19 protein-coding genes and 3 tRNA genes are annotated in these 21736 nt (G+C 43.4%); 13 read left to right on the forward strand and 9 right to left on the reverse strand.

Annotation, left to right across the window (positions count from 1 at the left end; all coding sequences use genetic code 11):
* Nucleotides 1–8: 8 nt before the first annotated feature.
* On the reverse strand, nucleotides 9–734 hold the full coding sequence (locus H9653_RS00890; protein ID WP_191689757.1) for a GntR family transcriptional regulator: 726 nt from the start codon (nucleotides 732–734) through the stop codon (nucleotides 9–11).
* Nucleotides 735–1031: 297 nt separating this feature from the next.
* Here H9653_RS00890 and H9653_RS00895 point away from each other — a divergent pair, with 297 nt between their 5' ends.
* From H9653_RS00895 to H9653_RS00910, 4 genes are all read left to right on the forward strand, one after another.
* On the forward strand, nucleotides 1032–2321 hold the full coding sequence (locus H9653_RS00895; protein ID WP_191689759.1) for an SLC13 family permease: 1290 nt from the start codon (nucleotides 1032–1034) through the stop codon (nucleotides 2319–2321).
* A 300-nt stretch (nucleotides 2322–2621) separates the two neighbouring features.
* Nucleotides 2622–3659, forward strand: a complete 1038-nt coding sequence (locus H9653_RS00900) for a Bug family tripartite tricarboxylate transporter substrate binding protein (RefSeq protein WP_191689761.1) — start codon at nucleotides 2622–2624, stop codon at nucleotides 3657–3659.
* 117 nt (nucleotides 3660–3776) lie between these two features.
* On the forward strand, nucleotides 3777–4232 hold the full coding sequence (locus H9653_RS00905; RefSeq protein WP_068406033.1) for a tripartite tricarboxylate transporter TctB family protein: 456 nt from the start codon (nucleotides 3777–3779) through the stop codon (nucleotides 4230–4232).
* A gap of 5 nt (nucleotides 4233–4237) precedes the next feature.
* A complete protein-coding gene (locus H9653_RS00910; protein ID WP_191689763.1) occupies nucleotides 4238–5740 on the forward strand; it encodes a tripartite tricarboxylate transporter permease in 1503 nt (500 codons plus the stop codon).
* A 267-nt stretch (nucleotides 5741–6007) separates the two neighbouring features.
* Here the strand turns inward: H9653_RS00910 and H9653_RS00915 are convergent.
* A tRNA-Val gene (locus H9653_RS00915) sits at nucleotides 6008–6084 on the reverse strand.
* 211 nt (nucleotides 6085–6295) lie between these two features.
* On the opposite strand from H9653_RS00915, the gene H9653_RS00920 reads away from it, so the two are divergent.
* Complete coding sequence (locus H9653_RS00920) at nucleotides 6296–7048, forward strand: type 1 glutamine amidotransferase (protein WP_191689765.1); 753 nt, start codon at nucleotides 6296–6298, stop codon at nucleotides 7046–7048.
* Nucleotides 7049–7121: 73 nt separating this feature from the next.
* Here the strand turns inward: H9653_RS00920 and H9653_RS00925 are convergent, their stop codons facing one another.
* The 3 genes from H9653_RS00925 to H9653_RS00935 all read right to left on the reverse strand — a co-directional run bounded on the left by H9653_RS00925 (nucleotide 7122) and on the right by H9653_RS00935 (nucleotide 9053).
* Complete coding sequence (locus H9653_RS00925) at nucleotides 7122–8066, reverse strand: DMT family transporter (protein WP_191689767.1); 945 nt, start codon at nucleotides 8064–8066, stop codon at nucleotides 7122–7124.
* A gap of 102 nt (nucleotides 8067–8168) precedes the next feature.
* Nucleotides 8169–8657 carry a M48 metallopeptidase family protein gene (locus tag H9653_RS00930; protein ID WP_191689769.1) on the reverse strand — a complete coding sequence of 163 codons (489 nt, stop codon included), beginning with the start codon at nucleotides 8655–8657 and terminating at the stop codon, nucleotides 8169–8171.
* A 51-nt stretch (nucleotides 8658–8708) separates the two neighbouring features.
* A complete protein-coding gene (locus tag H9653_RS00935) occupies nucleotides 8709–9053 on the reverse strand; it encodes a DMT family transporter (RefSeq protein ID WP_082894398.1) in 345 nt (114 codons plus the stop codon).
* Between the two features lie 455 nt (nucleotides 9054–9508).
* On the opposite strand from H9653_RS00935, the gene H9653_RS00940 reads away from it, so the two are divergent.
* From H9653_RS00940 to H9653_RS00950, 3 genes are all read left to right on the forward strand, one after another.
* Nucleotides 9509–9584: transfer RNA gene (locus H9653_RS00940), tRNA-Asn, on the forward strand.
* A gap of 207 nt (nucleotides 9585–9791) precedes the next feature.
* Entirely contained in the window at nucleotides 9792–10121 is a 330-nt protein-coding gene (locus H9653_RS00945; protein WP_191689771.1) for a CopG family transcriptional regulator, read from the forward strand.
* A gap of 236 nt (nucleotides 10122–10357) precedes the next feature.
* Nucleotides 10358–11113: a hypothetical protein gene (locus H9653_RS00950; RefSeq protein ID WP_225211536.1), complete on the forward strand. Its 756-nt coding sequence runs from the start codon at nucleotides 10358–10360 to the stop codon at nucleotides 11111–11113.
* Between the two features lie 220 nt (nucleotides 11114–11333).
* Here H9653_RS00950 and H9653_RS00955 read toward each other — a convergent pair.
* The 3 genes from H9653_RS00955 to H9653_RS00965 form a co-directional block, all read right to left on the reverse strand.
* Nucleotides 11334–11424, reverse strand: a tRNA-Ser gene (locus tag H9653_RS00955).
* A 153-nt stretch (nucleotides 11425–11577) separates the two neighbouring features.
* Nucleotides 11578–12711 (reverse strand): type I glyceraldehyde-3-phosphate dehydrogenase, encoded by a 1134-nt coding sequence (locus H9653_RS00960; protein WP_318242138.1) that lies wholly within the window; start codon nucleotides 12709–12711, stop codon nucleotides 11578–11580.
* Nucleotides 12712–12829: 118 nt separating this feature from the next.
* Entirely contained in the window at nucleotides 12830–14752 is a 1923-nt protein-coding gene (locus H9653_RS00965) for an AAA family ATPase (RefSeq protein ID WP_191689775.1), read from the reverse strand.
* Between the two features lie 322 nt (nucleotides 14753–15074).
* Between H9653_RS00965 and exaC the strand changes: the two genes are divergently transcribed.
* The 5 genes from exaC (at nucleotide 15075) to H9653_RS00990 (ending at nucleotide 21152) form a co-directional block, all read left to right on the forward strand.
* A complete protein-coding gene (exaC, locus tag H9653_RS00970) occupies nucleotides 15075–16601 on the forward strand; it encodes an acetaldehyde dehydrogenase ExaC (RefSeq protein WP_068408106.1) in 1527 nt (508 codons plus the stop codon).
* Between the two features lie 138 nt (nucleotides 16602–16739).
* Nucleotides 16740–17768 (forward strand): alcohol dehydrogenase AdhP, encoded by a 1029-nt coding sequence (gene adhP / locus H9653_RS00975; RefSeq protein ID WP_191689777.1) that lies wholly within the window; start codon nucleotides 16740–16742, stop codon nucleotides 17766–17768.
* Nucleotides 17769–17978: 210 nt separating this feature from the next.
* Nucleotides 17979–18311, forward strand: coding sequence for a DUF779 domain-containing protein (locus H9653_RS00980; RefSeq protein WP_191689779.1), 333 nt, complete (start codon nucleotides 17979–17981; stop codon nucleotides 18309–18311).
* A 109-nt stretch (nucleotides 18312–18420) separates the two neighbouring features.
* Nucleotides 18421–20067, forward strand: coding sequence for a GMC family oxidoreductase (locus tag H9653_RS00985; RefSeq protein ID WP_191689781.1), 1647 nt, complete (start codon nucleotides 18421–18423; stop codon nucleotides 20065–20067).
* 326 nt (nucleotides 20068–20393) lie between these two features.
* Nucleotides 20394–21152 (forward strand): IS5 family transposase, encoded by a 759-nt coding sequence (locus tag H9653_RS00990; RefSeq protein ID WP_191689783.1) that lies wholly within the window; start codon nucleotides 20394–20396, stop codon nucleotides 21150–21152.
* Between the two features lie 24 nt (nucleotides 21153–21176).
* Here H9653_RS00990 and H9653_RS00995 read toward each other — a convergent pair whose 3' ends face one another.
* Nucleotides 21177–21692, reverse strand: coding sequence for a hypothetical protein (locus H9653_RS00995; RefSeq protein WP_225211537.1), 516 nt, complete (start codon nucleotides 21690–21692; stop codon nucleotides 21177–21179).
* Between the last annotated feature and the right edge of the window lie 44 nt (nucleotides 21693–21736).

The raw sequence follows: 21736 nt of genomic DNA on the forward strand, positions 1-21736 counted from the left end.
CATAATGATTAAATGATATTGATTTCATAACTAAATTTCCCTGCCAGTCCATATGACTCTCTATACTCGATAGGGTCACCCTCTAAATTTTTGGCAATACGGCATACTTTAACCAAACTTTCTTGTTTATTATTGCCTAAATAAGGGTCTATATGATTGGTTATAAAAAATAGCGTCTCGACGGCAGACGACACAAACTGTCCACACTTTGTATAATAAAAAGGATAAAGAAGATTCTCAAAATCTTCAGGCGCCAAGTTGGCAAAGGCTTCGTAACAGCTTTTAGGAAGCCATATCTTTTCACTCAGTAAGACTTTGTCTTCGACGATACGAACCCGCTCTATATAAATGAGCGCTTCATGTTCATCTATATCTAATTTTTGGTTAATATCATCAATCGCGTCTATCACTGAGATTTTTTTAATTATTCCTGTTGGCGTGACATAACCAGATTCTTTATCACGAAATTTAAAAAATCTTAATAATGAGCTATTAAAATCTGGACGCTTTAAAAACGTCCCTCTGCCCTGCTGTTTTATTAAAACCCCTTCCTCCACCAGTTTTTCAACCGCTTTACGCACGGTGCCTACCGATACCTGATATTTATCAGCAAACTCTTGCTCGCTAGGTAAAGGTGTGTTTTCATCCCACTTGCTCTCTGTCAGTAAGGTTTGTATGTGCCATCTTACCTGCTCATATCGTGGCATTTTAAAGTTTTTGAAATTGTCTATCATTGTTTCACCGTCATGGAAAATTTTTAATAACTCGATTTTTTTAAGCGACATTATTGCCGTAAAAGTAAGACTATTCTAATCGTTTTAATAGGTATTTTTGATCCGCTTGTTATTATCAACCTTATCTAATTCATATGAGTTTTTTTGCTATCATTCTACTTAATTAGAGGCGCTGCTAAGGCTTATTTGACTTATCGTTTATAAAGTTATTTTTCGATATTAGCGTACTGCTTTTTACTCTATAAAAGCTGCTATGGCTTTTTATAGAATTCATACCGTTAAAATCAAGGGGCAGTTGTGACACTTTATATTCTCGCAGCCATCGTAATATGCATTATTTTAGGCTATACCACCAAAATCAATATCGGCTTGTTTGCTATTGCGTTTTCGTATCTGATTGGTTGTTTCGGTATGGGTCTAAAGGCTTATGAGATTATTGAGCTATGGCCGCTAAAAATCTTCTTTGTTATTTTTGCTGTGACGCTTTTTTATAACTTCCCTCTCGCAAACGGTGCGTTAGAGAAATTATCGAATCATTTAATCTATAGGTGTCGTCATTTTCCAGCATTTTTGCCATTGATTATCTTTTTTGTTGCTACAGTTGTCGCAGGCTTAGGCGCAGGCTATTACACCGTTTTGGCGACAATGGCACCGATGATTCTGCTTTTGTCTAAACGTACCAATTTAAACATCGTTATTGCCACCTTATCTGTCAATTATGGCGCGCTCGCCGGTGCTAACTTTATTACCTCACAAAGCGGCGTTATCTTTAGAGAGCTGATGCGCGGCGCAGGCGTTGCCAATGATAATAGCTTTACTTATATTTTAGGGGTTTTCGCTGCTACTTTTGTCATACCTGTAATTCTCTTGGGTGGCTATAGCGTGTTCAATGCCAAAAATAGCAAAATCTCGATTGAAACGACAATGCCAGAGCCTTTTGATAGTAAGCAAAAACAATCTATTATGCTGATTTTTATCATGATGGCGACTGTGCTGATTGTCCCTATTTTAAATCTACTCATGCCGCAAGTATCAGCGATTGAGTTTTTGAACGCTCGGATCGATATTGGTTTTATCGCGGTTATTTTTGCTTTAATCAGCCTATTTTTAAAGTTAGGCGACGAAAGAGCAGTGATAGCACTCATACCTTGGAATACGCTTATTATGATTTGCGGTGTCGGTATGTTGATTCGCCTCGGTGTAGAGGTAGGGGTCATTTACGAGCTCACCGAATGGCTCAGTACCAACGTCCCTATCTGGTTGATACCGACGCTAGTCTTCGTTATCAGCGCAATCATGTCCGTATTTGCCAGTACACTTGGCGTCGTCGCCCCTACTTTGTTCCCTATAGTATTACCCCTAGCCGTTGCCTCTGGCATAAGCCCTTTATTACTCTTTACCTGTATTGTTGTGGGCGCGCAAAGCTCATCACTGTCACCTTTTTCATCAGGTGGTAGTCTCATGTTAGGCGCCTCTCAAGTCGTTATAGAAAAAAATAAGCTCTTTACTGCTCTGTTATTCAAAGCTGTGCCCTTAGACATCTGTGTTGGGATAATAGCAATCTTAGTGATCCAACTTATCTTTTAATGCCTTATAAATAAGAGAAAGCTATAAAAGTGTTTGTTATTTATAACTGAAAGCTAAGCATAAGAATAATAGTCAATACCCTTATGCGTCTCTATAGTATAATAAAATTCATACAGACATACATATGTTTCTTGTCATTTACAAAATATTCTGTTACTTTTATACAGTGACAAAAAAACATATTTTGATGAAATGCAGAAACTTCGTTAGTCTGATCGTAGCTTCAAACATTAATAACGGGTTGCGCCGATCAGAATTCTATTGAAACTTTAGTACAAATATACACACAAGGAGTGTCGTGTGAAAAAACTTTCCTATCTGGCTCTTGGCCTATCTATTCTATCTTTGACTGCCTGTAACAACGCTAATGAAACGACCAGTACAGATGCAGCCGCGACAGATGGCTCAAGTGAGCTGACTGCTCCTTCACGTCCTGAATGTATCGCACCTGCCAAGCCAGGCGGCGGCTTTGACTTGACTTGTAAGCTTGCTCAAGCGGGTTTGAAAGACACTGGCATCTTAAAAGATCCTATGCGCGTGACTTATATGCCAGGCGGGGTTGGTGCGGTTGCTTATAACAAAATCGTTGCCAATGATCGTGATAATGGTGATGCCATTATTGCCTTCTCAACCGGCTCTATTCTTAATTTATCACAAGGTAAATTTGGTAAATTCACTGAAAAAGATGTGAAATGGCTAGCCGGTGTCGGCACAGATTATGGCGCTGTCGCCGTCAATGCGGATTCAGACATCAAAACTTTAGATGATTTGGTTAAGGTTCTAAAAACAAATCCAAAATCAGTCAGCTTCGGCGCGGGCGGTAGTGTCGGTGGTCAAGATTGGATGCAAACTGCCATATTGGCCAAAGCCGTTGGCGTCAATCCTAACGACATGACGTATGTGGCGATGGAAGGTGGCGGTGAAGCAATCACAGCGGTCATGGGTAATCACATCACCGCCGTTAGTGCTGGCATTGCCGAGCTTATGCCGCAAACCACTGCTGGCAAATTGCGCGTCCTAGCCGTATTTGCCGATGAAAGGTTGGATGGCACTATGAGCGATATTCCTACTGCTAAAGAGCAAGGCTATGATGTCACGTGGCCGGTCGTTCGTGGTTACTACATGGGTCCAGATGTGAGCCCAAGTGCTTATAACTGGTGGAAGGATGCCTTTGATAAGATGCTTGCCGATCCAAAATTTGCTGAGCTACGTGAACAGCAAGAATTATTGCCGTTCTCTATGACCGGTGAAGAGCTACAAGAGTATGTTTATAAGCGTACGGGCGAGCTTCGTAAGTTGTCTGCTGAATACGGTCTTGTTGAGGCTGAAGCCAAATAGTGAGCTTGGTGTTCAATCACGTTATTGATTGAATACTAAAGTTTAATCGTATTCTCAAAAGGCTGGCAGAAAATAGAGATGCCAGCCTTTTTGCCCTAACATTCTAGGAGTCCTATTATGACTATGGAACGTCTGTTTTCTGGGCTAATGGCACTGGTGAGCTTATTTTTGATATACCTAGCCATTGGCTATGTCGCCCCTATTGCCTACGATCCCATCGGCCCTCGCCCTTACCCGATTTTAATTTTTTCATTGCTGGCATTTGGCGCGCTAGTTGTTGCTTTTCGTCCAGCAAGCTTTACCAAGCCGATAGAATTAGGGCTTACCAAACCAATCATTAGAAACTTAGTACTTTGTGCGCTTGCGTTACTTGTCTATGGTTTGATTTTTGAGGTACTGGGCTTTATTGTTGCCACCATTCTGATGTCCTTTGCCGTAGGTTTACTATTTGCTGGCAACCCGCTTAAAAGCTTTATCTTTTCAGTGTTAATCAGTATTGGCTTATACGTCTTATTTGACATACTTTTGGATGTCAAATTACCACTTGGATTGTTATCAGGGATAATAGGATAGCCAGTATGGATACTTTTGATTTTTTGATGCATGGTTTCGCTATTGCATCTACCCCAGAGAACTTACTGATTGCACTTATCGGTGCTTTTTTGGGTACCATTGTCGGTATGTTGCCTGGACTTGGTCCTATTAACGGTGTGGCGATATTACTGCCTTTCGCCTTTGCTTTAGGATTACCACCAGAAAGTGCGCTCATCTTACTTGCCGCCGTCTATCTTGGTTGTGAATATGGTGGTCGTATCTCCGCCATTCTTATCAACGTACCAGGTGATGCTGGCGCTATTATGACGACGTTAGATGGTTATCCATTAGCCAAACAAGGCAAAGCTGGTATTGCACTGTCTTTATCCGCCGTTAGTTCCTTCATTGGTGCAACGATTGCCACGATCGGTGTGGTTTTATTTGCCCCGTTATTAGCCAAGTGGGCCATCTCATTTGGGCCCGCCGAATATTTTGTATTGATGGTATTTGCTATTACGTGTCTAAGCGGTTTGGTCGGTGATCAACCGGTTAAAACTGGTATTGCCGCTCTAATCGGTCTTGGTTTGGCGACGGTTGGTGTCGATGCGGTTACAGGGATTTACCGCTTTACTTTTGATTCGGTCAATCTATCTGATGGCATCCAATTTACCACCATTGTAATTGGTTTTTTCAGTGTCAGTGAAATCTTAATCTTACTCGAAAAAACTACTACTGGACACAAGGTCATTGAGCAAGGTAAGCGTAGTTTATTAAACCTTAAAGAGTTTATGTTTACCTTGGGCGCGATGTTACGTAGTGGTTTAATGGGCTTTGTCGTTGGTATCTTGCCAGGTGCAGGGGCTACTATTGCAAGCGCCATGACTTATGCCAGTGAACGCAAAATCGCTGGTGATAAAGGTACGTTTGGCGACGGTGATCTGCGCGGTGTTGCATCGCCAGAGGCAGCGAATAATGCCTCAGCTTGTGGCTCGTTTGTGCCTATGCTGACTTTAGGTGTGCCAGGTTCAGGTACCACAGCGGTCATGATGGGCGCATTGACTCTATATAACATCACACCAGGTCCGCAGTTATTTACCGAGCAGCCTGATATCGTTTGGGGTCTGATTGCCTCTTTATTTATCTGTAACGTTATTTTGCTGGTAATGAATATTCCATTGGTTGGCTTATTTGCAAAATTGCTAAACGTGCCAAATTATATCTTAGTACCAGCAATTGCTGCGGTCAGCTTTGTTGGCGTATACTCGATTCATAGTACGACTTTTGATCTGGTCTTTATGGTCGCACTCGGGGTGTTCGGTTATTTCTTACGTAAGTTAAACTTCCCATTATCAGCGCTTATTTTAGGTTATGTTTTGGGCGAGCTGATGGAATCTAACTTAAGACGCGCGCTATCTATTTCTCAAGGTGAGCTAAGTATTCTGTGGGGCAGCCCTATCACTATGGTGTTATGGTTATTGGCTATTTTAATGGTGTTTATGCCAGTGTTGCGAAGTATCTATCGTAGAAAATTTAAGTCTGCTGTTTAGTTTTTAGCGATTCTGTTTTTGAAACACTCTGCTGTGGTGGTTGTACTTTAAGTATGATCACCATTTTTTTATGAAAATTAGCGTCTATCGTCTAATTTTCCTACAAAAAACATAACCATTGCATTAGCTAATGTCGTCTTTTTGAATCGTGCGGAGCTGATTATCTAACTGTGTTTATAAAATGTTGGGTGCAGATATTTCCTGCTACAACGCTTGTAAAACGGGCATAAAAAAAGCCCCAATCATAAAGATTGGGGCTTTCGAATCTGGTAGGCGTAATCGGATTCGAACCAACGACCTCTACCATGTCAAGGTAGCGCTCTAACCAACTGAGCTATACGCCTATTTAGGACATGCATTTTAGCAAGTTTTTAAAACTTTGCAAGCCTTTTCTATCACAATATTAGGTTATTATAAGAATAGCTAATTTTACGCTTTATAATGAAACACTTAAGAGAATTAGAGTACTCTAAATAGTTTCCACTATCTAAGACAGCTCATAGCTTATAGACTGTCAATATTATAAAAATATAACTTCTTAATCGAGATCATCAGATGACCTTACGCATTCATGCTTTATTTCACACAGATTACGAAGACCTCAACTTTATTAAGCATTGGGCAATTAATCATCAACACACTATTACCTACACGCGTTCTTATAATAAAGACACCTTGCCAGCGCTTGGCAGTTTTGACTGGTTAATTGTGATGGGCGGGCCGATGAGTGTCCACGATGAGGACAACCATCCTTGGTTAATTGAAGAAAAACGTCTGATTAAACAAAGTATGGATAGCGGAAAAACCGTCATTGGAGTATGTTTAGGGGCGCAGCTTATTGCGCACTGCTTGGGGGCGAGCGTAAAGCCGGCAGGCGTAAAAGAAATCGGCTGGTTACCCATTCAGTTGACTAAAGACGCTCAGGCGCATCCTTTACTACAGGACTTACCAAAGCAGGCGTTTACGGTCTTTCATTGGCATGGCGATGGGTTTGAATATCCACAAGGAGCGATTCCGTTAGCGACATCAGCAGCATGGCCTAATCAAGGCTTTCTTTATCAAACGCCGCAGCAAAAAGCGCTTGCCACTTGGGTCATGGCTTGGCAGTGTCATTTTGAAGTCACCAAAGAAAGCATCGTTAAGATGGTAGCAAATGGCGACAATGCCATTCAAAAAGGGCTAATTAACTACCCTAAAACCGTACAATCACCTACTGAGATAATAACGCTTGGTGATAAATATATTGCTGATAACAACGCGCGCTTAGCAGCCATGCTCAATCGTATGACAAAGACGGTGGACATTTAAACCTAACCTTTCAATCCTAAAAAAACTTAACGGTTTATCTACTTTTTATCCATTTTAGCCGCAAGCCCACCCTTTATCGAGTCTGCTGGTTTGATGCCGCCATTTTCACCCCACCATAGGTAACCAACACGACCCCAAGCGCTATCAATGATGCACCCAAAAACAACCCTTCTGGCGGACGCTCCCCCTGCAAAAAGATAGCGACAGGCACACCGACGGCCGCCCCAACCGAACCTAATAAGCTTAGTAATACTGGGCCGCCCGTTTTTTGCAGTAAAAATAACAGTAAAAACTGACCAGCGAAAATGAACGCCTGCACCGCAATCAACCCTAACGGCAACATCTCAGCTAGCGGAACGGCAAGAGAATAATTAGGTAAAATGCTAAACAAACCAAGTAGCACGGATGCGGCTATCAGCATACCCGGTGCCAGCGCGCTCGGAGAGAGATTATCAGGCCAATATAAGGTGCGATAAATATTACCAATCGCCAATAACACCGGCCCGCAAAGCGCTAGCCCAATCCAAAACACACTGGCATCGGGCGCAGCGAATTTACGGGCGGCAAGCACACCTGCTCCGGCAAGTGCCGCGACCACGCCAAGCGCGCGCAGCTTGTTAAAGCGCTCTATTCTTAGAATGATAGCGGCGAGATACGTCAATAGCGGCGGCAGAGAAATAATCAAGGCGACAAAACTGGCGCCGACATGCGGAATAGCGGAGAAGAAAATGAGATTGGAGCCTGCCACACTCACCAACGCCGCAACCAAATAATAGCTCAGGGTTGATTTACTTAACGGCGGCAGCTCGCGGCGTAACAACGCATAACTAAATAAAATAAACGCCGCACCCGTAATAGACCAAAACAGAAATGCTAGCGGCGTCAGACCGACCTCGCCGGCAAATTTGGCTAGATTGGTAGAAATACCGATCAATCCACCACCCGCGATCAAACACAGTACAGGAATGAGCCAGGCTTTTTTACCTTTAGCCATGGACTGCGGCGCTGACTGACTCATAGACTACCTTACTCTTAAAACAGCGGCTTTATTCATCGTCCTTAGCCCTGTTACTATTTTATTGATTAGCATTATTGTTAGCTTTTATTTCATCACGATAGATTAGCACTCGCGCCAATGCAACCATAAACGAGTATCAAGCTCATATTGATGATAGTTTGGCTCCATATGACAGCAAAGCTGATAAAAGGCCTTGTTATGCTCTTGCTCCTTAAAATGCGCCAACTCATGCACCACGATCATACGCAAAAACTCAGGCGGCGCTTCCTTAAATAGGCTGGCTACCGTGATGCTATTATGTGATTTTAGCTTACTGCCTTGGACGCGCGATTGGTAGGTATGAATGCCAAGTGCCTGGTTGAGCACCGCAAGTTTACTGTTATAAGACACCTGCGACAGCGGACTGCTCTTACGCATATACTGATTTTTAATGTCATTACTATATTGATATAGCGCTTTATCGCTTTGTACTTGATGACGGTTTGGATATTTTTTATCCAAATACTCACCCAGTCTGCCCGTGCTAATCAGCGTCGCCGCTTGGCTTTGAATTTGCTCAGAGTAATGCGCGATATATTTTAATGTGGTCAATGTGTTTGTCCTTGACGTCTTAATGTTTAACGATTACTAATGCCTGTTTACTTAATGTGCCACCGAATTAGACAATAAATTCATCACCACTACCCCACCAACAATCATCGCAATGCCGATAATCGCTGCGGTATCAAGCGTTTGCTTAAAAAAGAACAGTCCTACCAGTGAAGTCAATACGATACCAAGCCCGCCCCATAAGGCATAAGCAATACCGATAGGGATGGTTTTTATGGTTTGGGTTAATAAGTAGAACGAAATAGCATAAAGCACCGCCATAATAAGCGTGGGCACAAAGCGCGTAAACTGCTCTGACTTGACCAAAAAGGTAGTGCCAATAACTTCGCAGACAATAGCGATGGCAAGGTAACCGTAAGCAATCATGGTTGGACTCATATTTAGGGCACTTATATTGGTAGAAAGTATTGAATTAGAAACAGTCAGTTAAATAAAACGATAAGAACGCTCGGATGGCTATTTTATAGGTTTATATGGGTGCATGAAATAAAGATTTTAAGGGTTAAAGTAATATAAGGTTTTTCTTTAGTTTCAAATAGATAGTCTTATCAAACTAAGGAATAAAGTAAGTTGTTATAATATTAAGAAAAATTAATTTTTATACACATTTTAGCAGCAGCAATCATCGTCACCGTCAATAAAGGCGCCGCTTTAACAAGAAACACCCACAATTTTATCCTATTTATAATTATATTTATTATTTATCGCCTAATAAGGTTGACAGCCCAGAACTACTTGGCTAAAATGTGCCCCACATAACGCAAACAAGATAAGCAATCGCACCTACCAAAGGCTTTGTAAAACTTGTTTAATTAACCGTTATCACAACTTATTCTCCAATAGCTCAGTTGGTAGAGCAACGGACTGTTAATCCGTGTGTCCCTGGTTCGAGCCCAGGTTGGAGAGCCATATTTTAAAAGACCTTCATCAACTATTTGATGGAGGTTTTTTTGTGGTCGTTATTTAATCCTTAATATCTTACCTTATTCACCAATACAATATTTATACGGCGACGGTGTTCTTTTAGCGACTTTTATTGTATGGTAGGAGTGGCTGTGACCAAGTTCGTTTTTGTCTGAGTGTTTTATTCCTACTCACTAAAAGTAATGGTTTATTATGATACCTGTTCGTATAAAAAATAAATTCTCTGATCATCCGCAAAAAATCACGCGTCCGATCAGTATTCGCTTGTCTGAAGAGATGATTAGATTATTAGAGTCTACCTCATCAGAGCTGGGCTTTAAACGTATCCAAGGTCTGATTCGTCTTTATATCCGTCAAGGATTGGATCGCGACCATCAAGATTATACCTTGGCGCATGATGAAGTGTTTATTGAAAGCCTACGTAAGCGTGGGGTCAGCCAACGTATCATTGATGAGGCGATTGTGGTCACGCATAATAATACCACCACCCACCCGCTATCTGAGCTGCAAGATAAAGAGTAGCGCTTGGCTTATCATACATACAAAAAAAAAGACTAAGTTTGCTTAACGGCGCTTGGTCTTTTTTTTGCTATTTAATTTGAACTTGCTACGTAAAATATGCCCTTCTCAATACGCTTAATAACATCGAATACCCATTAGCGATAAACAAACATACAAAATTATCATAAGCGCTATATTGATAGGCGCTATATTGGTATAAAAGTTATTAGTATCTATATGGGTTGAGAAGGAGGCATATGATGATTGGTTTATATAAACACGCAGGCCGTGCACGCTATATAAAAAAGGTTATATTATTGGCATTTACTGTAGCGATGTTGCCAGTTACCAATGGTTGCATGCAGCCGCCAGCAGATCCAAGTAGGCAGACCATACCAACCAACTCTGACCAATGGCAAAAAAAGCTTGGCGATACGTTTGAGCAGTTGCCTGAGGCTGATAGACAGCTCTTGAGCCGCTATATGCTACGTATGAAGCTTAGCGGCGCGTATGAGTCCGGAGCGATGCCACGTATCACCATCAAGCAAGCCCTTATCCAGCAGCGTGAATATGAACGCTTGCATCCAAATAATCCCACTGGTAAAAAAAGCCCGATTGTCACCAGTCCGCAAGTGCATACTGCCAAAGCACAAAATTACCCTGTCACTTTACTGCCCGTCAGAACCAGCGATAGCGACAGTTTAAACCAAGTAAAACTACAGTTTATGCTGTCAAACCACGGTAAGGTAGCGATTAAAAGTTTTAAGGGTAAGCTCACCATGCAAGAGGCCAATTTGACCAAAGGTAAAAGCTTTAATGTACCGTTGACCCAATTCCAGCCGCCCATCGAACCTGAACAGTCTGGCAAAATCATCATCGAAAGCAGCATCGAGGACATCAATGTCATGCGCGCAATTAAAAACCATACGAGCATACATATTGAGATTAGCGAAGGCAAGCTGGTTTTGGTAGATGGACAAGAAGTAGTATTTAAGCAAACGCTAGCGAAATAACAGAGAGTTCATATAAGACAGGGGTATAATGATGTGCGACTGGTATAAATTTTCCTTGCTTGCTGTGCCTGCGCAGACAGAGGCTACAAAAAATTGATATCAATAATACCGTCGCGTTTTTAGGATATTTTGACTATATAGAGTGCCCGCTAAGTTAAAACCGCATTTATGCAAACATAAAAAAGCCCCAATCAATAACTGATTGAGGCTTTTTCGAATTTGGCGGAGACGGAGAGATTCGAACTCTCGAAGGGCTATGAACCCTTGCCGGTTTTCAAGACCGGTGCATTCAACCGCTCTGCCACGTCTCCATTGGTGCATCATTATATAGATATCATCGTATAATGCAAGCGCTTCATATTAAAAAAATGAAATTAATTTACAGCCAGTTTTAAATCAATGACTTAGCGTGCGCCAAAATTTTTTACCCCGTGCTTTTTTTAAAACATTTACTGCAAACCAGGTTATTTACTTAAAGCGAGGTGCAAGCACATATCAAGCAGCCTGTTGGCATAGCCCCATTCATTGTCGTACCAGGCAAACACTTTATATTGCTCGCCCACTTGCATCAATTGCTGCCCATCGATAATCAGCGATTCTGGCTGATGGATAAAGTCACTGGAAACGAGCGGCTCATCAGTATACGCCATGATATTTATCAAATCACCAAGGCTAGCAGCTCTTAACTTTTCTCGTATCGCATCGACGCTGACATCCGGCGTATCAAAGACAAACGTCACATCAATCGCCGCCACATCAATGGTCGGTACGCGTATCGAGTGACCGTTTATCTTCCCTACCATCGCAGGCAATACCCGTTCTGTCGCAGCAATACTACTTGAGGTGGTCGGAATAATATTATAACCAGAGGCGCGTGCGCGTCTTGGGTCTCGGTGCGCTTGATCGAGCACTGTCTGGTCAGCGGTCACCGCATGAATTTCGGTCATCATGGCCGACTGCACACCAAAAGCCTTATCAAGCGTATCTATCAGCGGTACCAATGCCTGTGTAGTACAAGATACGCTTGAGATAATCGGTAGCTCACATGTCAGTAGCTCGGTATTAACGCCCATCACAATGCAAGCGTCTACATCGTCAAAAGGCGCGGCGCCAATGATAACTTGCTGAGCACCCGCTTCGATATGCTGATGCGCCTGCTCATAAGAGCGAAAATGCCCCGTACACTCTAGCACTACATCGATATCAAGCGTGCGCCATGGTAGGTTTTTTGGGTCAGCTTCTGAGAGCATTTTGATGCAGTAGGTCAGATTATTCTTAGTCAAACACAGCTGAGTATTGTTTTTATCGTCTAAAACCTCTGCACTGACGCCAAGTCGGCTTAAGCGACCATGAGTACTATCGAATTTTAACAAATGCAATAAGATATCAGCCGATGCCAAATCATTAATCGCCACTACATGGATAGCGCGCCCCAACACCTCAAAGCGCTCTAACAAGGCACGCAGTACATTACGTCCAATACGGCCAAAGCCATTGATAGCAATCCTCAAGGGCTGCGTATGCTCGCCTGTCGCATGCGTAAGCGCCACTCTAGGTTCGGCGTTCAATTGGTAAGTTGCGCTAGAAAAATCAGGTATAACGTCAGACATAAAAGGGTATCGCTATAAAGAGATATAAAAAGAGTGGCGCGCTACATTGAATATTATCAGCATAATGACGGTCTATCTTTAGAGATTTTTTCTCACCGATTGGATGCTACGGCGTAATAAAAATTAATGCCAAACGAATGGTATTGTAATCAACCGCTTGTTTTAGATGCTCAAAAATTGGACGCAGCTTAACACTGCCATCATCGTTAAAGTCATTAGGGTTATTGGCGACCTTAATGGCCACATAAGCGTTGCCAACCGCCGTCATCACTTCATCGTCTGGGCGCAGATGATCACACGCCAAACTTGGATCTTGCGATTTTAATTCTGCAATATGGCGCATAATGGTCGATTGCGACAGCTGCCGCGCCTGCGAAATCTCGGCAATCGATAAGCTCTCTTCTAATAAAATTCGCGTCGCCAGCAAGGTGCTGTCCGATTTATCAGAAACTTGATTACCAAGTTTCTGTTTTTTATCTATCTGCGCTTGCTGTTGCTCGCGGCGTTTTTTCTGCAAATTGGCATACGCTTCAATCACCGACTTACTAAGCGTGCCGCCTGATTTTAGAATAAATTTCTCATGCGCCTGCGTCATGCTTTCTTCATCGAGCATGGCATAATTGGCATCCGCTTCCTCTGACAGTGCCAAAAAGCGTTTATCGGCGCCGCGTGCCAGCGGGTCAAGCTGCAAGCTCATGTCATTCATACCGAGCAATTGCAAACCTGCCAGCGACTTTAAGCGTGACAATGCCACATAACCTTGCCCAAGCTCAAAAGTGCGCGATAAATCAATCTCGGCCGCCTCAAGGGTCATGCCTTGCGATTTATGAATAGTAATGGCCCAAGCCAAACACAGCGGCACTTGTAAGTAGCTTGCCAGCACGTCGCCGGTTTCGTCTTCGATGATCCATTCTTCAGGCTCAGCGATGACTTCACGACCTGAGTTTAGTCGAACTACAGGCATTTTTTGCGTGGTTGGTTTTTTATCTTTTGGTTTTTCCTTACTTTCTTTATCTTTTTTGGCTTTGTTTTTCGTATTCTTAGCAATAGCATCTTGCGCAGTATCTTCAATCAAATCATCGCTCGTATCTTTACTATCGTCAATTTTTACCGCAGCAAAACCAATCAGCTCACCCATCGTGCCGTTAGAGACACCAAGCTCGCTGTTGTTTTTGATAAACATCACCTTAGCACCGACCTTTAATACCAAATCGTCTTGAGTGCGTACCGTTTTTTTGAGGGTCTCAACCAGTTTGCTATCACCTGTCGCGGTGGCCTCAAACCGCATGGTTTCGCCTTCAAGCGCTGCCAGTTCTTTATCATTGATTTTATTGACGTTGAGGTTGTGGGTATAGAGACGGGTGCGATTGATATCGACGTTTTGATCAAAGGTAGCTTCCAATGCCGCAATCGCCTCAAAAGTGACTTCTTGTCTGCGAATCTGATTGAGAATATCATCCAAATCGAGACCACCATTAGCGGCCTCACTGACTTGCCGATGCTGCTCGGATAAATAACAAATATGGAACTTAGCATCGAGCCAGGCCTCAGACATAAAAGCAAACTTTTCTCGGTTACTCTCACCCTTACTTCCAATCGGTGGTAACTGAAAAAAGTCCCCTGCAACCACCACTTGTATACCACCAAATGCAGCATCGTTTTTTCGCACATGCTTGAGCACTTGGTTGACTAGGTTAAGCTGCTTGGCATGCAGCATGGAAATCTCATCGATGATCAATACCGCCGTGTCTTTTAATCTGTCTGCTAAAAACTGCTTACGCGATAAATTGGTCAAATCACGATCAGACAACTCGTCTTTGATGCCTATACCCGACCAACTATGGATAGTCGTGCCGTTCATGTGTGTCGCCGCGATACCCGTACTAGCAGTCACAGCAACTGGCACACGGCGCGCGCGTAAGTAATTGATGTACTGGTTGAGAGTATAAGTTTTACCTGAACCTGCTGAGCCAGTCAAAAACACATTTTGACCTGTTTTTAAGATATCAAGAGCAGAAGATTGACGCATATATCCAAACCAACCAATAACATAAGAAAAAGGAAACTACCGTCGTAGCATCATAATGGTAGCAATTATAACAGCTGTACCAAGTTTTCGAACCAATTTAAGCAGATACTTATGCATAACCTAAATTTATGAAACAACCTGATTTGCTTTACTAAAAGTACCTATCCTTATGTATAAAAGTTCAGTAGGATAGACTGACAACCTGATCAGGGAGATCCAGCAAAACCGTGCAAGTGACTTTATAGATATGACCTCAAAAGATCATATATCAAAGGCTTGAACGTTTATTTGCTTTATAAATTAATACAACAAGGAGTCGTTAATGCTACACGCCTATCCCAATACAGAAAACAGCCCCGTCCAATTCCGCGAAAAATATGACAACTTTATCAATGGTGAGTGGGTCGCACCAGCCGATGGAGAATACTTTGACAACACCAGCCCCATTGACGGTAAAGTCATCTGCCAAGTCGCCCGTTCAAAAGAAGCGGATATTGAAAAAGCCTTAGACGCTGCTCATGCTGCCAAAGACGCTTGGGGCAAAACCAGTGTCGCTGAACGTGCCAATCTACTGCTCAAAATTGCAGATAAGATGGAAGCCAATTTAGAAGCCATCGCCATTGCCGAAACGTATGAAAACGGCAAGCCTGTACGTGAAACCCTAGCAGCAGACATTCCATTAGCTGTCGATCACTTTCGCTATTTTGCCAGTGCCATTCGTGCACAAGAAGGCGGCATCAGTCAAATTGATGATGACACGGTTGCTTATCACTTCCATGAGCCACTTGGTGTCGTCGGCCAAATTATCCCATGGAACTTTCCGATCCTCATGGCAGTATGGAAGCTAGCCCCTGCGCTTGCTGCTGGTAACTGTATAGTACTCAAGCCTGCAGAGCAAACGCCTGCCTCTATCCTATTTATGCTAGAGACGATCGGGATTGCTGATATCTTACCAAAAGGTGTCCTCAACGTGGTCAACGGTTTCGGAGTTGAAGCTGGTAAGCCGCTTGCCTCCAATCCACGTATCAATAAAGTTGCCTTTACTGGTGAGACGACTACTGGTCGCCTAATCATGCAGTACGCCAGTGAAAACATCATTCCAGTTACCCTAGAGCTGGGTGGTAAGAGTCCAAATATCTTCTTTGCTGATGTCATGGACGAAGACGATGATTTCTTGGATAAAGCCGTTGAAGGTTTGGTCATGTTTGCCTTAAACCAAGGTGAGGTTTGTACCTGTCCGTCGCGTGCGCTGGTACATGAGAGTATTTATGATGAATTTATCAAACGCTGTGTCGAGCGTGTTGAAGCCATCAAAATGGGCAATCCACTAGACACTGACACCATGATTGGTGCACAAGCCAGCTCAGACCAGTTAGAAAAAATCTTATCTTATCTGGATATCGGTAAAAAAGAAGGCGCAAAAGTCTTGGTTGGCGGCGAGCAAGCCAAACACGATGGCGAGCTTGGCGACGGTTATTATGTGAAACCGACCATCTTTGAAGGCACCAATGATATGCGCGTGTTCCAAGAAGAAATCTTTGGACCAGTACTTGCCGTCACGAAATTTAAAGACGACGAAGAGGCCATGAGCATTGCCAATGATACCTTATATGGTCTTGGTGCTGGAGTCTGGACACGCAGTGTACACAAAGCCTATCGCTTCGGACGTGGCATCCAAGCAGGTCGCGTGTGGACCAACTGCTACCACATCTATCCTTCGCATTCTGCATTTGGTGGCTACAAGCAATCGGGTATCGGCCGCGAAAACCATCTAATGATGCTTGATCATTATCAGCAAACCAAAAACATGCTGGTATCGTATAGTCCAAAAGCGATGGGGTTCTTTTAAACACTATTTGCTAAAGCACCTTACAAGGAAGCGTAAGGTGCAAACTCGATGCTTACTAAGCATCTACATGTAAAATAATTGGCAGTTTAAAAGACTAAGTCGAGCATTAGTGACTGCTAGTAATAAGGAGAAAGTAACATGGCTAATAAAATGAAAGCTGCGGTTCTGCATGAGTTCAACCAACCTCTGCAGATTGAAGAAGTTGATATCCCTACCCCAGGTCCTGGTCAAATTGTAGTAAAAATGCAGGCATCAGGTGTCTGTCATACCGACCTGCACGCTGTCGAAGGCGATTGGCCAGTCAAACCAAGCCCCCCGTTTATCCCTGGTCATGAAGGTGTCGGCCTGATCACTGCTGTGGGTGAAGGTGTTAAGCATGTTAAAGAAGGCGACCGTGTCGGTGTGCCTTGGCTCTACTCTGCCTGTGGTCACTGTACGCACTGTCTAGGTGGCTGGGAAACCCTGTGCCTAAGTCAAGAGAACTCTGGTTATTCAGTGAATGGTAGCTTTGCAGAATACGTATTGGCAGATGCTGACTATGTTGGCATTATTCCTGAGAGCGTTGACTCTGTTGAGATTGCACCAGTTCTATGTGCGGGTGTGACGGTATATAAAGGTCTGAAAATGACAGACACCAAACCAGGTGATTGGGTCGTCATTTCAGGTATCGGTGGACTTGGTCACATGGCGGTACAGTACGCCATTGCCATGGGACTGAACGTTGCTGCCGTCGATATTGACGATGAAAAGCTCGATTTTGCCAAAAAACTGGGGGCAAAAGTCACGGTCAACGCAAAAAACACCGACCCTGCCGAATATCTACAAACAGAAATCGGCGGTGCTCATGGTGCGCTCGTGACAGCAGTATCGTCTAAAGCATTTGACCAAGCCTTAGGCATGTTACGACGCGGTGGTACTTTGGTCTGTAATGGTCTACCAACGGGCGACTTCCCTGTCTCTATCTTTGATACCGTTCTAAACGGTATTACCATTCGTGGCTCAATCGTTGGTACCCGTCTCGACTTACAAGAATCACTCGACATGGCAGCGGCAGGTCAAGTAAAAGCGACTGTTGCCGCTGAGCCACTTGAAAACATCAATGACATTCTTGATCGTATGCGTGATGGTAAGATTGAGGGTCGCATCGTCATTGATTACTCTATGTAGACATGTCAATTATTTGAGACATTTTTATTTTTTAGAAACTATCTCGATAATTACGACGTTTGGTCACAAATAACAGGTCGTATCGTTTTCAGCCACATGCTATTAATGATGTGAGTGATGATGATGCGGCCTTTTATATTCGCCCTCAGCTTATATTCGTAATCAGCATGACAGTAATTCCGTGATAATTTTGAAGATAAGGAGCATGACATGAAACTTGAAGCGACAGAATCCTGCAAAGCATTAATCGAATTACTCAAATCTAAACATGGCGAGCTGATGTTCCATCAATCAGGCGGCTGCTGCGATGGTAGCTCACCGATGTGTTATCCGCTGGGTGAGTTCAAAGTTGGTGGTCAAGACGTACTCGTCGGTGAGCTTGCTGGTTGTCCATTTTATATGGGTAAAGCCCAGTATAAACTCTGGCAACATACTGATTTAACTATCGATGTAGTCGATGGTCGTGGTGCGAGTTTTTCACTGGAAATACCTGAAGGCAAACGCTTTATTGTGCGCTCTGAAATATGCGCCATTGAAGATTGAATGAATGCCTAGCGTCAGTATTCTGTTAGGTCTATACTAATCAATGACCTATATACTGGAAAGCTAGCTCTCCAGTTTGATTGGCATGGAAGCTATAAGGAATATAAAAATGGAATTTGACGCAAAATTTGACTACGTCATCGTGGGCGGCGGTTCTGCAGGCTGCGTCCTTGCCAGCCGTCTGACAGAAAATCCCGATATCAGTGTGTGTTTATTGGAGTACGGCGGTGAAGGCAAAGACCTTGCGATTCGCGTACCGGCAGGTTTAATCCTTTTAGTACCAGGCAAACCGCTAAAATCAAACAATTGGTGCTTTCATACTACTCCGCAAACCCATCTTAATAATCGACGCGGCTTTCAACCGCGCGGTCAATGCTTGGGCGGCTCATCCGCCATTAATGCAATGATCTATACTCGCGGCAGCGCGCTTGATTATGAGCGCTGGGTTGAGCAAGGCTGTGAGGGTTGGGGCTTTGACGATGTGCTACCTTACTTTATTAAAGCTGAAAACAATGTCCACGGCGCGGATGAACTGCATGGCGATAGCGGCCCTTTGCACGTCAGTAATTTATTAAGCCCGCGTGAAATCTCAAAAGCATTTGTAGAAGCGGCTGTCGCTAATGGCTTGGAGCACAATCAAGACTTTAATGGTAAAAAACAAGACGGCGCAGGACTATATCAAGTCACCCATTTTCATGGTGAAAAACAAGGTCAACGCTGCTCTGCGGCCGCCGCCTATTTACACCCCGTACAAAAAAGTCGGCCAAATTTAACCGTTATCACCCACGCCCAAGCCAACCGTGTCATCTTTGAAGACAAACAAGCCGTTGGCGTCGCCTATGAAAAAGACGGCGTCGAGCATACAGTGATGGCACGTCAGGAAATTATTTTGTCAGGTGGCACTTTTGGTTCGCCGAAAGTTTTGATGCTATCTGGTATTGGTCCTGCCGAGCACTTGCAGGCGCACGGTATCGATGTATTGGTCGATGCGCCCGAGGTTGGCGGTAATCTACAAGACCATTTAGACGTGGTATTTGATTACGAGGTCAATACTACCGATGTGATCGGTATTGGTATGGCAACGCTCTCAACCTTGTCTAAAAGCATTCGCCAATGGAGAAAAGATGGCACAGGGCTACTATCTACCAACTACGCCGAAGCTGGTGCGTTCTTTAGCGTTGGTGACGCCCCAAAAGAGTGGCCAAATACCCAGCTGCATTTTGTCATATCTCGCGTGATTGAACACGGTCGTGACCTTAGACGCGGTTTTGCTGTTTCTTGTCACGCCTGCTACTTGCGCCCTGAAAGCCGCGGTACGGTTAGGCTTGCGTCAGCTGACCCCTCAGAGTGCGTATTGATTGATCCCAACTTCCTCTCCCATCCTAAAGACGTAGAGTATATGGTCGCAGGCGCTGAGCGTACGCGCGCCATCATGCAAGAAGCACCCATCGCCAAATATATCACCGAAGACTACCCTGCCCCTTATATCGAAAAAGACGGCATGCTTGGCTATATTCGTAATAAATCAGATACCATCTATCATCCAGTCGGCACATGCCGTATGGGTTCAGATGATAAGTCTGTGGTCGACTTAGAACTAAAAGTGCGCGGCGTCAATGGATTACGGGTTATTGATGCGTCTGTGATGCCGACCTTGATAAGCGCTAATACCAATGCGCCAACCATTATGATTGCCGAAAAAATGGCTGACTTCATTAAAGCAAAACATCATCACGCTGAGCAAATCGCATCATAGAAAAAATAAGTAAAATATTTTACGGCAAGCGCTTTTATCTCATAACTTTTCTATTGAAAATAGCACTTACATTCAAAAATACAGATATTAAAACGGGACATTTTCTATCAAATTAAATATATTGATACCTTGCGTTACAACTGCGTAAGGTAGTATATTTAAACCGCTTATTTATATCGATATTTATCGCAGCCCACAATTTGAGTTAAAAACACCTGACTTATTTTCGTTTTGCATAGGTGCTGTATAGAATTGAGAAACCATTGAAAAACATAAGCAACGCCTTACTCTACTGTTTACCACAACAAAGAGATAAGGCATCACTTATGACTCGCACCAAGCTCAACGATGAACTTTGGCACAAGCTATTTATTATATTGCGACAAATTAACGTATATAACAAGCCCAATCTAAGACGTACCATTAAAGGCATGCTGTACCGCATAAGAGTAGGCTGTCCATGGCGAGACTTACCTTCTTATTTCGGTCATTGGTCTCGCATATATCATCAATACCGTTATTGGCGTAAAACCGGTAAATGGCAAAAGCTCATGAAAATAATCACAGCAAACTATGATAGTGAATGGTTATTTATAGACGGTAGCGTGGTCAAAGCTCATCAGCATAGTTCAGGTGCAGCCAGTCATCTTGATGAGGCCATTGGTAAAAGTGTTGCAGGTAATAGCAGCAAACTGCACTTAGTGGTCGATGCTTGTGGTAACCCTATACATGTTGAGCTGACAGGTGGGCAAGTGCATGACGCTAAGATGGCAAAGACGTTGATAGATAGCACGATTAATAACCAGACTAAAGCGGTGATTGCAGACAGGGGCTACGATAGTAGTGATATTAGAGAGTGTATCTTCACGCACTGTGCTCAGTCAGTCATACCTGTTAAGTCGAACTCTAAAAGCTGTAACGACACACTAGATTGGTATTTGTATCGTTGCCGTCATTTGGTAGAAAACGCTTTTGCTAGATTGAAACATTTTAGGGGCATTGCCACGCGATATGATAAGCTCAAAGATAGCTATGCAGCAGCGATAATGCTTGCTTGTGTCTTTATCTGGTTGCCACTCATTTGAATTCTATACACGCCCTAATATCACCTAATTAATATTCACCACACCGCGACACTTAGGAAATTGACTGCAACCAAAAAAGGGCTGACCTTGCTGCTGACCTTTTTTAGCAACGCGCTTGACCATCTCACTATTAGACTTCGGGCAAGCGGGAGTATTATCAGAAATGATTGACGCTTCAACTTGCTCGATAATAGAAGGCTCCTTAGTAGCAGCTTTCTCTATGTTCGGCTCTGATTCCAAAACCTCAAATGGGGTAATAAAGACAGAATCATCATTAATCAGTTGAGAGATAGGCAGAACATTGCTAGAAGGGACAAACGGAGCGTCGCTCGCTTCAACTTCCGTTTGCCCAGACCATCGCAGTACTTCTCTGCTTTGAAGAATGGTCTTTTTAGGAGGTTGTTTTACTATTAATTCAGGCGCAGGCTGATTCGCTGATATAGTAACTGACTTAGCATTTGGTTTATCACTAGCTTGCTTGTTTGACGGATTATGCTTCTCTTTTAATTGACATACTCCCACCACTTTCGCTAAGCTCAAGTGGGGGATTCTAAAAGCGTTAGCGCTTAGGCGACTTTCTCACG

The sequence above is a fragment of the Psychrobacter communis genome (assembly GCF_014836505.1).
Taxonomy (GTDB): Bacteria; Pseudomonadota; Gammaproteobacteria; order Pseudomonadales; family Moraxellaceae; genus Psychrobacter; species Psychrobacter faecalis.

What these genes read in the sequence shown, in the direction of transcription:
- H9653_RS00890 (WP_191689757.1), bottom strand. Translation starts at nt 734, where the DNA reads ATGATAGACAATTTCAAAAACTTTAAAATGCCACGATATGAGCAGGTA.
- H9653_RS00905 (WP_068406033.1), top strand. Translation starts at nt 3,777, where the DNA reads ATGACTATGGAACGTCTGTTTTCTGGGCTAATGGCACTGGTGAGCTTA.
- H9653_RS00910 (WP_191689763.1), top strand. Translation starts at nt 4,238, where the DNA reads ATGGATACTTTTGATTTTTTGATGCATGGTTTCGCTATTGCATCTACC.
- H9653_RS00920 (WP_191689765.1), top strand. Translation starts at nt 6,296, where the DNA reads ATGACCTTACGCATTCATGCTTTATTTCACACAGATTACGAAGACCTC.
- H9653_RS00925 (WP_191689767.1), bottom strand. Translation starts at nt 8,066, where the DNA reads ATGAGTCAGTCAGCGCCGCAGTCCATGGCTAAAGGTAAAAAAGCCTGG.
- H9653_RS00935 (WP_082894398.1), bottom strand. Translation starts at nt 9,053, where the DNA reads ATGAGTCCAACCATGATTGCTTACGGTTACCTTGCCATCGCTATTGTC.
- H9653_RS00945 (WP_191689771.1), top strand. Translation starts at nt 9,792, where the DNA reads ATGATACCTGTTCGTATAAAAAATAAATTCTCTGATCATCCGCAAAAA.
- H9653_RS00950 (WP_225211536.1), top strand. Translation starts at nt 10,358, where the DNA reads ATGATGATTGGTTTATATAAACACGCAGGCCGTGCACGCTATATAAAA.
- H9653_RS00965 (WP_191689775.1), bottom strand. Translation starts at nt 14,752, where the DNA reads ATGCGTCAATCTTCTGCTCTTGATATCTTAAAAACAGGTCAAAATGTG.
- exaC (WP_068408106.1), top strand. Translation starts at nt 15,075, where the DNA reads ATGCTACACGCCTATCCCAATACAGAAAACAGCCCCGTCCAATTCCGC.
- adhP (WP_191689777.1), top strand. Translation starts at nt 16,740, where the DNA reads ATGGCTAATAAAATGAAAGCTGCGGTTCTGCATGAGTTCAACCAACCT.
- H9653_RS00980 (WP_191689779.1), top strand. Translation starts at nt 17,979, where the DNA reads ATGAAACTTGAAGCGACAGAATCCTGCAAAGCATTAATCGAATTACTC.
- H9653_RS00985 (WP_191689781.1), top strand. Translation starts at nt 18,421, where the DNA reads ATGGAATTTGACGCAAAATTTGACTACGTCATCGTGGGCGGCGGTTCT.
- H9653_RS00990 (WP_191689783.1), top strand. Translation starts at nt 20,394, where the DNA reads ATGACTCGCACCAAGCTCAACGATGAACTTTGGCACAAGCTATTTATT.